This is a genomic window from Rhizobium sp. USDA 4016 (assembly GCF_056279705.1).
On the sequence record NZ_JBWCCY010000004.1, the window covers coordinates 2,518,636 to 2,533,331 of the forward strand.

Below are 14,696 nucleotides of genomic sequence, written 5' to 3' on the forward strand. Positions count from 1 at the left end.
AATCGCTTGACCGAAGCGTCTCGCGTGGAAAAATGCGCGCGGGCGCCAACACAGGTCAGATGTCATGAAAGAGATTTCTCCAGCGCAGAACTGGCTTCTCTTAACGGCCGTGATGGCTGCAAGCGGCGTAGCCTATAGCCTGGTGGTCTATCCCGGCGAACCGGTCATCATCGGCGCGGTCTTTGCGGTCTTTATCGGCATGCCGATTTTGGCCTTCGAGCGGAGAGCCTTCCTGCGCCCGCTCTACCGGCGGCTCCAGAAACTTCCGACGGCGTCGTTCATCATTTCAGCTTTGCTGATTTATGAAGCCCTCATGAACATCGGCTATGCGCTGGCCGCCTCGCTGCTGTCGGCGATCGGGCTGATCAAGCCTGAGTCGCTCTTGAACATCCTGGTGATGCCGTTCAACGTCTTCATGTATGCGCTGGGGGTCTGCGCCGTCGTCATCTTCGTGTTGCGCGTGCGCGAACTGCTCGGCCGCGATGTTTTTCTCAGCATGTTTTCCGGCCGCTACCGGACCCCCGTCCAGGAGGAACGCATCTTCCTCTTTATCGACCTCGTCGATTCGACCCCTTTTGCCGAAAAGCACGGAGATCTTCGAGCGCAGCAATTGCTGAACTCGCTGTTTGCCGCTTTTGCCGAACCGGTGCGGCGGAACAAAGGGGCGATTGACGATTACGTCGGCGATTCCGCGATCATAACCTGGCCGCTCGCGCGCGGGCTGAAGGATGGCCGCTGCGTGCGCTGTATCTTCGACATCCTGAACGATATCGAAGCCGATGCGGAAAGCTGGCTGAAGCAATATGGACAGGTGCCCCGCCTGCGCGCAGCACTCCATGGTGGCTTCGTCATCACAGCGGAAATCGGCGTCGATCACCACAAGATCGCCTATTTCGGCGACACTGTGAATACAACTTCAAGGCTTGAGTCCCTTTGCAAGACACTGAACCGGCCGGTGCTGATCTCGAGCGAGCTTGCCCAACGCCTGACGCTGCCTGAAAGGATCAGCGCGCAGGACCTGGGTGTTCATGCGCTCAAGGGCCGGGGCCAAGGACTCGGCGTCATGACGCTGGCACAGGCCCTGCCCACGTCGGCAGCGTCACCAAAGCTTCATTCAACCTTCAATTAGGCGCCATCAATGGACTGCTAAGCGAAACCGCCATTTCATTTTACTGGAGGTTTCCATGAAAGCTGCGCTTTTCAGTTCCGTCTCCCTCTTCTTCCTCGTCGCCGCCTCCGCTTCCGCCGACCAGCGGGCTTTTCCGGCCAAGCTCGCCGGCCAGGCGATCCTGCCTGCCAACACGCTGGTTCCGGCACCCGCCGACGCGCCCGAATTCCTGAAGCACGCCGGCAAGTTCACCACTCCGGACCGCAAGCGCACCGAAGCGCTCGGCTCCGTTCCCGGCAAGGACGGACAGCGCGTCACCGACATCAAGCTGCCGCTCGACGGCCAGCCTGTCCAAGGCTTTTCCGGCATCAAGACGATGGAAGACGGCACGTTCTGGACGCTCTCCGACAACGGTTTCGGCTCCAAGGGCAACTCCAGCGACGCCATGCTCTTCCTGCACCAGATGAAACTCGACTGGACGACCGGCAAGGCCGACGTCGTCAAGAACATCTTCCTCTCTGATCCAAACAAGATCGCGCCCTTCCCGATTACTCTCGAAGGTGCCGAGAAACGCTATCTGACCGGCGGAGATTTCGACATCGAATCCATCCAGCCGGTCGCCGACGGCTTCTGGCTCGGCGATGAGTTCGGTCCCTATCTTTTGAAAGTCGATACCGAAGGCCGGTTGACCGACGTGATCGCCACCACGGCCGATGGCAAGCTGGTGATGTCGCCCGACAACCCGCTGCTCTCGGTTCCGGCAAATCCGGCCGCCAAGATGCCTGCCTTCAACCTCAAGCGCTCCGGTGGCTTCGAAGGTCTTGCCATGTCGAAGGACGGAACCAAGCTTTACGGCCTTCTGGAAGGCGCGCTCTATCAGGATGACGGCAAGATGGAATCCGTTGACGGCCACACTGCCATCCGCGTCATCGAGTTCGACGTCGCCTCCAAGAAATGGACGGGCCGCAGCTGGTTTTATCCATTCGAGGACAAGGGTGCCGCGATTGGCGACTTCAACATGCTGGACGACACGACCGCCCTCGTCATCGAGCGCGACAATGGCGCCGGTACGAAGGACAAGGTCTGTGCCGATCCCAAGGAGCCTAAGCCGGACTGCTTCCAAGCTCCGGCGGAGTTCAAGCGCATCTACAAAATCGAGCTCGACGATGCCAACGCCAGCAAGGCCGTGCGCAAGATCGGTTACATCGACCTGATGCATATCGAAGACCCGGACAACAAGAAGAAACAGGGCGGCGGCGAAGGCTTCTACGACATGCCCTTCGTGACGATCGAGAATGTCGACCGCGTCGATGCCACGCACATCATCGTCGGCAACGACAACAACCTTCCCTTCTCCGCCGGCCGCGCCGTCGACAAGGCAGATGACAACGAGTTCAGCCTGCTGGAAGTGGGTGATTTTTTGAGTGCGAAATAGATAGACGCTCTTGGGGATGGAGAGGGTGGCGCGTGAGTGCCATCCTCCCCTTCCTTGCGGCTCACTGCGGATGAGGCGTTGCTCGGCAGACCGTTTTTTCGTTCTCCCGCCTCATACCTGTGCCCGCCACAGAATCAGGTGCGCCCAAGTCCTTGAGGCGCGGGAGGTTCATTTTGATTTGCGGGAGAGTTATTCACGGCGCAGACCCGCTGTGGCTGGATTCCTCTGACGAGAACAGGAATGACGGTGTTCAAGGGCGCTTCACCGCAGAACAAAATCCACGAATGCCCCCTACTCGAACCTGAACGCCAGCCGTCTGTTCGTCAGCCGCGAGAGCTGCTGCAGGCGGCCGTCGAGGCGTTCTCCCGCGAAGTCGCGATATTCCGATGGCACGACGAATTCGAGGTCGATGCTCGGATTGGAGGACTTGCGGAATGTCAGGTTCTTCACCAGGCCCGGCATGGAGGCCGAGAAGAGATAGACGACGCGCAGCATGCCGCCGAGCAGCTTGGCGCGCTCGACATATTGCGGGCCGGCGATCGTGGCAAGCGGTGCCGTCGAGCCGTCGTCATGCAGGCCTTGGAAGCGGTAGTAATTGGCGAGCGCGATGAAGGCCCGGCCGGGATGGCTGATGCCGACGAAGGAGGAATGGGCAATCAGGTTCAGCGCCTGCAGGCCGCGGTAGTCCGGATGCGCGCGCCAGCTGATGTCGGCGAGCAGGCACGCCGCCTGGCGGTAGCGGGCTTCCTCTTCCGTTTCCACAACCCCGAAATACGGCATCATGTAGCCGGTCCATCGCGCAAGCTCGCGCGCATGCTCAGGGGAACGCGCGCGCAGGATGGCAAGCTCGCCGGCCGCCGAAAGCAGCGGATCGGCGCGGCGCTCGCCCTCCGACAGCAGCGAGTAGAGGTAGCCTTCGCGAACGCCCTGCGCCGAGAAGGAAATGACACCGGGATTCATCGCGCTCAACACTTCCTTCATGGCAACGGCGCCGAAGGGCAGCAGCGCACGGCGATGCTTCGAGACCGCCTGGAAGGCCGGATCCTTGGAGTCCCTGGCTACTTCCACCTGATCGAGGAACTGCATCATCCCTTCGAGAGAAACCTCGTAGCCCTGCATCATGTGAAGCGGATATTGGGTAAGTTCCATGTGCAGCTTGGCGATGTTACGCCAGGTGCCACCAACCGCGTAGAAGGTTCGCCCGGCCCCCTTTTCCAGGATTTTCGTGGCGCTTCGAACATGCTTGCGCGCGAAAGTGCGGGCTCTCACGAGGGAGCCGCCGGCATATTCCGAAAGGCGAAGCCCCCCGAGCGGCAGGGTGATCCCCCCTGCCGATCTCGCGCTCCTTGATGTCGATGAGTTCCAGCGAGCCGCCGCCGAGGTCGCCCGCGATGCCGTCCGGATGGAAGAAGCCGCTGATGACGCCGAGCGCGGAAAACTTCGCCTCCTCCTCGCCGGAAAGCACGCGAATCTTGCGCTGGAGGATCGTTTCGGCCTGGTGGATGAAGTCAGGCCCGTTGGAGGCTTCGCGCGCGGCAGCCGTCGCCAGCACATACATGGTCGCCGCGCGGGCCTGGTCGGAAAGGGCCTTGAAACGATGCAGGGCGGCCAGCGCGCGGGCGACGCTTTCCTCATCCATCCTGCCGTTCAGCGCGATGCCCTTACCGAGGCCGCAGAGCACCTTTTCGTTGAAAAGGATCGCCGGCGACCGGGACATGCCTTCGTAGATGACCACGCGGATCGAATTCGACCCGATATCGACGACGGAGACCGGGGCAATCCCTGGTAGGCGCCCCTGGGCTTCTGATTCAACCATGCAGGTCCAGTTTTATCTCTTGGTCCAGCCGGAAAGCAGGCCGGCAATCAGCTTGGGCGCACTGGATTTCAGGGCTTCACCACGGCCGGAAAGGCTGGGATTGGTCATGAAATACTGCTGCGCATTGAACGGTTCTTCGCCTTTGCGCACTTCCATGCGCCGAGACGTGCCGTCGGGCAATATCTCGTAGCTCTGCTGATTGTCAATGATATTGCCTAGCATGATCTGGGACAAAACCTGCTCGTGCACAGTCGGATTGATGAGCGGGACGAGCGTCTCGACGCGGCGGTCGAGGTTTCTGGGCATCATGTCGGCGGAGCCGATATAGACGAGCGCCTTGTCGGACGGCAGGCCGTGTCCATTGCCGAAGCAGAAGATGCGGCTGTGCTCCAGGAAGCGGCCGACGATCGACTTGACGCGAATATTGTCGGAGAGGCCCGGCACCTGCGGGCGTAGGCAGCAGATACCGCGAATAACCAGATCGATTTCAACGCCTGCCCGGCTTGCCGTATAGAGCGCGTCGATAATTTCCGGATCGACGAGCGAGTTCATCTTCATCCAGATCGCTGCCGGCGCACCGTTCTTGGCATGTTTGATCTCCTCGTCGATGTGAAAGAGGATGCGCGAGCGCAGCGTATAAGGCGAAACGGCGAGCTTCATGCTCTCCTCCGGCTCGCCGTAGCCAGTGATGAAGTTGAAGATGTTCGCCATATCGTGGGCGATCACCTGATTGCAGGTGAAGAACGAGAGGTCGGTATAGATCTTCGCGGTGACCGGATGGTAGTTGCCGGTGCCGAGGTGGCAGTAGCTGCGAAGTCTGCCCTCCTCGCGGCGAACGACCAACGACATCTTTGCGTGTGTCTTGAGCTCGATGAAGCCGAAGACGACCTGCACGCCGGCGCGTTCTAGGTCGCGTGCCCAACGGATGTTCGCCTCTTCGTCGAAACGGGCCTTGAGCTCGACGAGGGCAGTCACCGACTTACCGGCTTCGGCAGCATCGATGAGAGCCCGGACGATCGGGCTGTCGTTCGAAGTGCGGTAAAGGGTCTGCTTTATCGCCAGAACGTCAGGATCGCGCGCAGCCTGGAGAAGAAACTGGACCACCACGTCGAAAGACTCGTAGGGGTGATGAACCACCATGTCCTTTTCGCGAATGGCCGCGAAGCAGTCTCCGGCATGCTCGCGAACGCGTTCGGGAAATCGCGCATTGTAGGGCGGAAACCGAAGGTCGTCGCGCGGCGCCTTGGTGATCTCGGAGACCGTATTGAGCGCGAGCAGGCCCGGCAAAACGGCGACACGATTGTCTGGAACGTTCAACGCCTGCACCACGAACTGGCGCAGCGATGCCGGCATCTCGGAATCCGTCTCGATGCGGATTACCTTGCCGCGGCGGCGGCGCTTCAGCGCGGTTTCAAAGAAGCGCACGAGGTCTTCGGCTTCTTCCTCCACTTCGATATCGCTGTCGCGGATGAGGCGGAATGTACCGGAGCCCTGCACCTCGTAACCGGGATAGAGCCGGTGAATGAAGATGTTCGCGACATCCTCCAGCGTGATATAGCGGATCGTGCCGGCGTCATCGGGCAAGCGCACGAAGCGATCGAGCGCAGGCGGCAGGCGAAGCAGCGCCGTCATCGGCTCGCGCCCGTGCTTGCTGGTCAGCTGCAAGCCGATCGAGAAACCGAGGTTCGGGATGAACGGGAACGGGTGAGCCGGGTCGATCGACAGCGGCGTCAGAACCGGAAAGATCGCCTGCTCGAACTCTGCGGCCAGCCACTGCCGGTCGGCGTCGCTGAGAGCGCCGGGACGGACGAACAGAATGTCTTCCTTCGCGAGATACTGCTGCAGGACGGCAAGCGAAGCCTGCTGCTCCATCTGCAGATTGTCGATCTCCTGCAGGATTGCATCGAGCTGTTCGGCGGGCGTCTTCCCGTCCGGCGTGCGAACCACGATGTTCTGGCGTACCTGGCCTTCGAGGCCCGCGACGCGCACCATGAAGAATTCGTCGAGATTGGCCGCGGAAATCGACAGGAAACGGACGCGCTCGAGCAGCGGGTGCTCAGTGTTCAGCGTTTCCTCGAGAACGCGACGGTTGAACTGCAGCCAGGAAAATTCACGGTTGATGAAACGTTCGGGACTAGCGAGCAGGTCTTCCAGCGGCGGGACTGCTGCCGCTGTTTCCGGAATGGGTTCCTGATGCTCTGCTACCGCACTGTCCATGTTCCGATCACCCCGTTTCACTCGTCCATGCGCAGTATATCAGTTTCACGACGGAACTGTGACAGTCAATCGGACGACGCCGAATTACCCAATTCATTCAATACTTCGGCAGCGAGCGACCGGGTGATTTTCGTGCCCCGTGCAAGGGCCAGCCGGTCGAGCCTTTCGACGATCGTCTGGGCCGCGTTCAGCGACCGCTCCATCCGGTTCACGATATAAAGGACGAGTTTGTCATCTATATTAAGCTGCCGGTCGGAGAAGAGCTTGACGATAACCTGCGACAGCAATTCCTCGTCCGGCTCGCCGATTTCGACGACGGTCGCAGCCTTGAGCCTCGAGCGCAGGTCGGCAAGCTCCACCGGCCACGACATCGGCCACAGGCGGCTCGTCATCAACAGGCTGTTGCCGTTTTCGCGCACGCTGTTGATGACGTGAAAAAGTTCGGTGTCATCGAAGCCGAGGCGGTCGACATCCTCGAAAAGGACAGGCCCGTTTGCCGCAGTAACGGCGGCATCCGATCCTCGCTTCGGATGGATGCTGACGGCACCGCTATGCTCTTTCCAGATGCTTGCAAGATGCGACTTTCCGGAACCGACCGGCCCGGCCAGAATGACGACCGGCGACGGCCATTGCGGCCAGGCGTCGATGATGGCCACCGCAGCGCTCAGCCGGTCGGAGACCAGCAGGTCGTCCCGGCCGCTTGCCGCATCATGGGAAAAGACCAGCGGGAGCTGTTCCCCCGCCTTGCGCTTCACGTCGTTCATTTGGATTCGGCTTTTGTCTTCCGGGCGTCGGCAGGTTGCGAACGGCCCGCATAAAGATCGCTCTGAAGGTAGCGCGAGAGCGCAAAGCGGACAAGGACGCCGACGGCGGCAGCGGCCGGCACGGCAACGAGCAGGCCGACGAAGCCGAAGAGCGCGCCGAACGCAAAGAGCGCGAACATCAGCCAGACCGGGTGAAGTCCGACGCTGTGGCCGACGAGTTTCGGCTGCAGGATATTGCCTTCCAGGAACTGGCCGCTGAAGAAGACAACGAGCACGGCGCCGACCCAGAGATAATCCGGCCAGAACTGAACGAGCGCCACGCCGACCGCAAGAACCAGCCCGACCAGCGAGCCGACATAGGGGATGAAGCTTATCATGCCGGCAAAGAGTCCGATGAGCAGGCCGAAGTTCAAGCCGACGAGCGACAGACCGACGGCGTAGTAGATTCCGAGGATCAGGCAGAGAGAGCCCTGCCCGCGAATGAAGCCGGCGATCGCTTGATCGATCTCATGAGCGATCTGGCGAACGTCGCTGACATAATCGCGCGGAATCCACTGATCGACCTTGGAAATCATGCGGTCCCAGTCGAGCAGGATGTAAAAAGCAACGACCGGCGTCACGACCAGCAGCGAGATGACGTCGACGATGGCCTTGCCGGAATTCCAGATCTGGCCAAAGAGGCCGGTCAGGAAGCCCATGCCTTCCGACAATATGCCGGAGAAATTGTCCTTGATCGTGCCGAGCTGGTTCCTGATCCAACCCGGCAGCACGGAATCCTGTACATTGGCGATGAAGGCCTGCAGCTGGCTGATATATCCGGGGAGCCGCTGGGCGAAATCGTTGAACTGATTGATCAGGACCGGAATGAGGATCATCAGGGCCAGCGCGAAGATGATGACAAAGGCGACCAGGATGCCGATTGTTGCCATCAGGCGGCTGAGCCCCAGACGCTGCAAACGGTCGGCCACGGGATCAAGGAAATAGGCGATCGCCATGCCGGCGACAAAGGGCAGCAGGATGGAGCTGAAGATATAGAGAAAGACGATGAAGAAGACGAGCACGCCCAGCCAGAAGAAGACCTGCCGTTTGAGACTTGCTCCGCTGACCTGATGTGGCATCGCTTTCCCCGTTCGTCTGCCCGTGACGCAATCTTTTCGCGCCGCTACTCGAAGCACATAGGATGCGGGCCGGAAGATGGTCAACCCTGCGGCGGAAAATCCAACCCTCCCCTATGGAAAGAGCGGGAAATTGGGGCTTTTCTCCATCGCCACCTTGCATAAAGCGCACTCTCATGCAATTGCGACCCGCATGTGACGCGGTCCATTATACCGCCCGAACCAGCCATCGGAGATCAGCATGAGCCAGTCTGGAAGAAACGGCCTGACCTATAGCGACGCAGGCGTCGATATCGATGCCGGAAATCTTCTGGTTGAGAAGATCAAGCCTGCCGTACGCTCCACGAGGCGGCCTGGCGCCGATGGCGAAATAGGAGGCTTCGGCGGCCTGTTCGATCTCAAGGCCGCCGGCTTCACCGATCCGGTTCTCGTCGCCGCCAATGACGGCGTCGGCACCAAGCTGAAGATCGCCATCGACGCGGATTACCACGAAACGGTCGGCATCGACCTCGTTGCCATGTGCGTCAACGACCTTGTCGTGCAAGGTGCTGAGCCGCTCTTCTTCCTCGACTATTTCGCGACCGGCAAGCTCGATCCGGAACAGGGTGCGGCGATCGTCGGCGGTATTGCTGCCGGCTGCCGCGAGGCGGGCTGTGCATTGATCGGTGGCGAAACGGCGGAAATGCCGGGCATGTATTCTTCCGGCGATTACGATCTCGCAGGCTTTGCCGTTGGTGCCGCCGAGCGCGGCCAGCTTCTGCCTGCAGGCGATATTGCCGACGGCGATATCATCCTCGGCCTCGCCTCCTCCGGCGTTCACTCGAACGGCTTTTCGCTGGTGCGCAAGATCGTTGAGCTTTCGGGTCTCGGCTGGGAGGCGCCGGCGCCTTTCGCCGAAGGCACGGCTCTCGGCGAAGCGCTGCTGACGCCGACCCGCATCTATGTGAAGCCGCTTCTGAAGGCGATCCGCGAAACCGGCGCCGTCAAGGCGCTGGCGCACATCACCGGCGGCGGCTTCCCCGAAAATATCCCGCGCGTGCTGCCTAAGCATCTTGCCGCCGAGATCGATCTTGCCGCGGTCAAGGTTCCGCCGGTCTTCTCCTGGCTTGCCAAGACGGGTGGCGTCGAGGCGAAGGAAATGCTGCGCACCTTCAACTGCGGAGTCGGCATGATCGCCGTCATCTCGGCTGAAAATGCCGCTGCGGTGACCGCCCTCCTGGAATCGGAAGGCGAGAAGATCATCACGCTCGGCCGGATAATCGGCCGCGCAGAAGGTGCGCCGGGAACGGTTTACAAGGGCACGCTCGCTCTATGACCATGCCGCGCAAACGCGTCGTCGTCTTCATTTCCGGCGGCGGCTCCAACATGATGGCGCTCGTCGCGGCAGCGAAAGCTCCGGACTTTCCCGCTGAAATCGTCGGCGTGATTTCCGACAAGGCGGATGCGGGCGGCCTTGCGAAAGCCGCCGCGGAAGGCATTTCCACGTTCGCTTTCGTTCGCAAGGATTATGCCAGTAAGGAAGCCCACGAGGCGACGATCTTTGAAGCGCTCGACCGGCTCTCGCCGGATATTCTCTGCCTTGCGGGCTATATGCGGCTTCTGAGCGCGAGATTCATCCAACGTTACGAGGGCCGGATGATCAACATCCACCCTTCCCTTCTGCCGCTCTTCCCGGGCCTCCACACGCATCAGCGCGCCATCGACGCCGGCATGCGGATCGCAGGGTGCACGGTGCATTTCGTGACCGAAGGCATGGATGAAGGGCCGGCGATCGGACAGGCCGCCGTACCGGTTCTGTCCGGCGATACCGCCGAGACGCTCGCCGCGCGTGTCCTCACGGTCGAGCATCAGCTCTATCCGCAAGCGCTGCGGCTCTTTGCCGAAGGCAAGGTGCGAATGGAAGGCGGCAGGGCGGTGGGCGCAGCGATATCCGCCCGCCCCAATGCCAATCACATCATTTCCCTGATCGCCTGATCCTTCACGCAACGAGCGCCCGAAGCTGATGCAAGGTGCCGTCGCTGTAGACGAAGCGTCCGCCGCAGAAGGTGGCGCGGATGCGGTGCACATCGCCCGGCTCGACGACGACCAGATCGGCGCGCTGACCGACGGCGATCTCGCCGCGGTCCGTCAGACCTGCGGAACGGGCGGCATTCCTGGTCGCCATGGCGACCGCGGCCGGCATTGCGGTGTACTCGGCGATCTTGAAGATGCCGGGCACGAAAGCCGCCGGGTGATAATCGGCAGCAATCACCGTCAGTAGCCCGGCCTTGGCGGCATCGAGCGCACTCAGATTGCCCGACATTGACTGGCCGCGAAGCGCATTGGGCGCTCCCATAAGCGTCCAGAGCCCGCGGCGGCGGGCCTCCACGGCAGCTGGTAGCGTGACCGGAAACTCGCTGATCGTCACACCGAGATCATGCATCTCGGCGACCTTTTCAGCACTATCGTCATCGTGGGAAGCAAGCGACAGCTGCCCCTTGAGCGAGAGGGCGACGATCTCCTTCAGCTTTGCCTCGATCTCCGGATTGCTGCGCATGGCAATGCGCTTGGCGACCATTTCCGCTGCCATTTCCTCGGAGATCGCCCGGCGCTCGGCGATGCTCAATATGTAGCTCTGGATGTTGTTGTACTGCCCCTGCCCCGGCGTATGGTCGGTCAGCGACACCATATCGATATGACCGGCTTCAAGCAGCTTTTCAAGCGCGGGCGCGGCACCCAGATTGGTGATCTCATAGCGCGCATGGACGCGATGGTCGATCAGCAGATCGTGCTTGAGCCGGTTGATCCCCTCGATGATCGCACCTGTTGTTTCGAGTGAGCGGACATAGCCGTAGACGCTCTCGGTCGCAAAGGAGATCGCCGCAAAAGCCGTCGTCACGCCGGCGGCCGCGAGTTTCTTGTCGAGTTCATGGATGCCGAAATCAATCGGCATCATGGCGTTCGGGCGCGGCGCGATCTCGCGCTCGACCATGTCGCCATGCAGATCGACGAAACCCGGCATCAGCAACCGCCCGCCGCCGTCGATCGCGGCATTGCCGACCGGCTCCGACCGTATCTCGGCAATCGCCCCGTCCTCGATCCGGATTGCGCCCCGGCTCACCACCTCTTCGGGAAGAACGAGCGTGAAATTGCTGAGCCACATAGGCACTCTCCTGACGGCATTCCATGATTTGATAAACTGCAGCGCTTAGGCGGGATTCGTGACAGCGGTATGAACTTGGATGCTGCTGCGACAATCAACCCAAAGCACTTTCACAATACTTGATGAGCTGCATGAAAAATATGTCGGCCCTGCTCGTGCCGTCCTTTGCCCATCGTGCGGAAACGGCCATCAATCTCGTACTCTGGAAATGGTCGAGCACGCTTGCGTATCAGGTGAGGGTCATCGATCCAACCGGTCGACTGCCGAAAGATCAACGGTCCTGGGAAAAAATGTCGATTAGATCAAGCTATCCCTCTTCATCGCCGCCCATTGCAGCAGGATGATCGTCTTCATGTCGCGGATATCGCCGCTTTCGATCATGGCGATTGCCGTGTCCAGCGGCACGTCCAGCACTTCGATATCCTCATGCTCTTCGGCCAGGCCACCGCCGTTCGAGACGCGGTCGGACGTATCGATCGGCGCGGCGAAGAAATGCACGACTTCGCTGTTCGAACCGGGCGAGCTGTAGGCCCTGAAGAGGAACCGGACGTCGCGGACGCGGAAGCCCGTCTCTTCCATCGCTTCGCGGCGGATCGCTGCTTCCGGCTCCTCGCCGTCGAGAAGGCCGGCCGGCGTTTCGATCATGAAGGCGGGCTCGCCCCGAAGATCGGGCGGCAGGCGGAACTGTTTGACGAGTACGACGGAGCCGCGTTTCGGATCGTAGAGCAGGATCGTCGCGGCCGGCGTGCGGTGATAGACCTCGCGATGGAGGCGATGGGTAAGGCCGTTCGAATCCTTGTAATCGAGCTTATAAACGCTCAGCCGCGTCCAGCCCTCCGCGAGCGTCGTTTCCCCGACGACCTCCGCCCTTGCCTTCGCGAACTTCGTCATACGGCATCCTTGCGCAGCCAGACTTTGTTGTCGTGGACCGCCGCACCGCCATAGGGCGCAACGGGGTCTGCGCCGGTGAGCACATTGATGCCCTCGCCGTCGACATGCGCCTTGTTGGGCCACAAGCCTTCGGCGATCAGAACGCCCGGCTTGACCTCGGTCGTGACGTGGGCGTGCAGGCGCACCTCGCCGCGCCGGTTTCCGATCTGGACGAGATCGCCGTGGGCAATGCCGTTTATCTCGGCATCCTGCGGATTGATCATCAGTTCGGGACGCCCCTCCTTCTGCCGCGACGTCTTTGTTTCGGAAAAGCTGGAATTGAGGAAGTTGCGCGCGGGCGAGGTTGCCAGCCGGAAGGGATGTTCGGCATCGGCCATTTCGATGACATCCACTTGATCGGGAAAAGCCGGCAGCTCGGGATGCGGGCCGAGCAAGCCGACGGATTCCGGTGGACGGTTAGGCGCCGGCTGGTTCGCCCAATCCGGCCGAAAGCGGAACTTGCCGTCCGTATGCGCGAAACCGTTGAGGAAATGCGCGTCTTCGAAGTCAGGCTGGCGGTCGAACCATTTATGCTCGAGGAAGTGATCGTAGTCCGGCAGGCCGCTTGTTTCGAGAATGCGGTCGACCATTTCCCGGGCGCTAAAGCCGAAGCCTGGCTGATCCGCAACGCCGAGGCGCTTTGCGAGTTCCTCGATGACAAAAAGGTTGGCGCGCACCGTCGGCGGCGGTTCGACGAGTTTCGGGCCGAGCAGGATATGGTTCTGGCCGCCGGCGCGGTAGATGTCGTCATGCTCGACGAACATCGTGGCGGGAATGACGATATCGGCCATTTCCGCCGTCTCGGTCATGAACTGCTCGTGTACGGCCACGAAGAGATCGCCCCGCGCAAAGCCGCCCTTCACAAGGCGTTGCTCAGGCGCGATGTTCATCGGATTGGTGTTCTGAACAAGCATGGCGGTGACCGGTCCGCGATGGCGGAGTGATGCGGCATCGCCCGTCAGCACGCGGCCGATCTGCGACTGGTCGAGCATGCGGATATCCGGATCCTTCATCGATTTTCCGGTCAGCTCCGCGTTGTTCATGCGGAAAATGTCACTGTTCGAATGGAAAGCGCCGCCGCCCTCATACTGCCAGGAGCCGAGCACGGTGGCGATCGAGGCTGCGGCATGCATGGCGACCGCGCCGTTGCGTTGGCGGGTGAAGCCGTAGCCGAGGCGGAAATAGGTTTTCTTCGTCGTACCGACGAGCTTTGCGAAGGCTTCGATCTCATCCACCGAGAGACCGGTGATCGCGGCCGCCCATTCCGGCGTCTTCGTCTTGAGGTGCGCTTCGAGACCTGCCGGATCGTCGGCATATTTTGCCATATAGGCCCGGTCGGCGTAGCCGTCGCGGAAGGCGATGTGCATGACGGCGCAGGCGAGCGCCGCATCGGTGCCAGGCCTGACGATCAGCGCCATGTCGGCCTGCTTCATCGTCGGATTGTCGTAGATATCGACGACGGCGATCTTCGCGCTGCGTTCCTTGCGCGACTTAATCGCATGCGTCATCACATTAACCTGCGTCGCGACCGCGTTCGTACCCCAGATGACGACGCAATCGGTGCGACCCATCTCGCGCGGATCGGGACCGCGGAGCGTGCCCGTCGCCATCGTGAAGCCGGTCCAGGCCGGGTTGGTACAGATCGACGAGAAGAAGCCGGAATAGCGTTTGGCGTGGCGCAGGCGCTCGATGCTGTCGCGCTGCACCCAGCCCATGGTGCCGGCATAGTAGTAAGGCCAGACCGCCTCGCTGCCATCCTTCCCTTCGGCCTTCATGAAGGCTTCGGCGATCTCGTCCAGAGCCTCGTCCCAGGAAATCTGCTGCCAGCGCCCCTCGCCTTTCGCGCCGATGCGGCGCAGAGGGTGCATCAGCCGGTCCGGATGGTAGAGGCGTTCGGCATAGCGCGCGACCTTGGCGCAGATGACGCCGGACGTATAGGTGTGGTCGTTGGCACCGCGCACACGGCCGATGCGGCCGTCCTCCGCAATCTCCACTTCCAGCGCGCAGGTGGAGGGACAGTCGTGCGGACACGCGGTGTGCCCGACCTTCTTGCCGGGATCGGCGGATTTGGCGTGAATGGGGGTCGCAATGTTCATGGCTTTTCTATATTCCAAGCCGTCATCCGCCAAAAGCCGGAAATGACGGCTATGACATGAATTCATAACAGGC

10 protein-coding genes and 1 pseudogene are annotated in these 14,696 nt (G+C 61.2%); 4 read left to right on the forward strand and 7 right to left on the reverse strand.

Annotated features, from left to right (window positions below):
- Positions 1-64: 64 nt before the first annotated feature.
- Both ACZ9DP_RS27965 and ACZ9DP_RS27970 read left to right on the forward strand, forming a co-directional pair.
- Positions 65-1,129, forward strand: coding sequence for an adenylate/guanylate cyclase domain-containing protein (locus ACZ9DP_RS27965; RefSeq protein WP_476204196.1), 1,065 nt, complete (start codon positions 65-67; stop codon positions 1,127-1,129).
- Positions 1,130-1,184: 55 nt separating this feature from the next.
- Positions 1,185-2,543, forward strand: coding sequence for an esterase-like activity of phytase family protein (locus ACZ9DP_RS27970; RefSeq protein ID WP_476204197.1), 1,359 nt, complete (start codon positions 1,185-1,187; stop codon positions 2,541-2,543).
- Between the two features lie 291 nt (positions 2,544-2,834).
- Here the strand turns inward: ACZ9DP_RS27970 and ppx are convergent.
- From ppx to ACZ9DP_RS27990, 4 genes and pseudogenes are all read right to left on the reverse strand, one after another.
- Positions 2,835-4,359, reverse strand: a pseudogene (gene ppx / locus ACZ9DP_RS27975) (exopolyphosphatase).
- Positions 4,360-4,371: 12 nt separating this feature from the next.
- Positions 4,372-6,576: an RNA degradosome polyphosphate kinase gene (locus ACZ9DP_RS27980; RefSeq protein WP_194729364.1), complete on the reverse strand. Its 2,205-nt coding sequence runs from the start codon at positions 6,574-6,576 to the stop codon at positions 4,372-4,374.
- A 65-nt stretch (positions 6,577-6,641) separates the two neighbouring features.
- Positions 6,642-7,340, reverse strand: a complete 699-nt coding sequence (gene hdaA, locus ACZ9DP_RS27985; RefSeq protein ID WP_476204198.1) for a DnaA regulatory inactivator HdaA — start codon at positions 7,338-7,340, stop codon at positions 6,642-6,644.
- A complete protein-coding gene (locus ACZ9DP_RS27990; RefSeq protein ID WP_074067286.1) occupies positions 7,337-8,458 on the reverse strand; it encodes an AI-2E family transporter in 1,122 nt (373 codons plus the stop codon). The genes hdaA and ACZ9DP_RS27990 overlap by 4 nt, the downstream gene beginning before the upstream one ends.
- A 238-nt stretch (positions 8,459-8,696) precedes the next feature.
- Here ACZ9DP_RS27990 and purM point away from each other — a divergent pair, with 238 nt between their 5' ends.
- Positions 8,697-9,770, forward strand: coding sequence for a phosphoribosylformylglycinamidine cyclo-ligase (purM, locus tag ACZ9DP_RS27995; protein WP_476204199.1), 1,074 nt, complete (start codon positions 8,697-8,699; stop codon positions 9,768-9,770).
- Positions 9,767-10,429, forward strand: a complete 663-nt coding sequence (gene purN / locus ACZ9DP_RS28000) for a phosphoribosylglycinamide formyltransferase (RefSeq protein ID WP_476204200.1) — start codon at positions 9,767-9,769, stop codon at positions 10,427-10,429. The genes purM and purN overlap by 4 nt, the downstream gene beginning before the upstream one ends.
- A gap of 4 nt (positions 10,430-10,433) precedes the next feature.
- On the opposite strand, the gene ACZ9DP_RS28005 is transcribed toward purN, so the two are convergent.
- The 3 genes from ACZ9DP_RS28005 to ACZ9DP_RS28015 all read right to left on the reverse strand — a co-directional run bounded on the left by ACZ9DP_RS28005 (position 10,434) and on the right by ACZ9DP_RS28015 (position 14,623).
- Positions 10,434-11,597 carry an alpha-D-ribose 1-methylphosphonate 5-triphosphate diphosphatase gene (locus tag ACZ9DP_RS28005; RefSeq protein WP_476204201.1) on the reverse strand — a complete coding sequence of 388 codons (1,164 nt, stop codon included), beginning with the start codon at positions 11,595-11,597 and terminating at the stop codon, positions 10,434-10,436.
- Between the two features lie 297 nt (positions 11,598-11,894).
- Positions 11,895-12,488, reverse strand: a complete 594-nt coding sequence (locus tag ACZ9DP_RS28010; protein ID WP_476204202.1) for an NUDIX domain-containing protein — start codon at positions 12,486-12,488, stop codon at positions 11,895-11,897.
- On the reverse strand, positions 12,485-14,623 hold the full coding sequence (locus tag ACZ9DP_RS28015) for a molybdopterin-containing oxidoreductase family protein (RefSeq protein WP_246763278.1): 2,139 nt from the start codon (positions 14,621-14,623) through the stop codon (positions 12,485-12,487). The genes ACZ9DP_RS28010 and ACZ9DP_RS28015 overlap by 4 nt, the downstream gene beginning before the upstream one ends.
- Between the last annotated feature and the right edge of the window lie 73 nt (positions 14,624-14,696).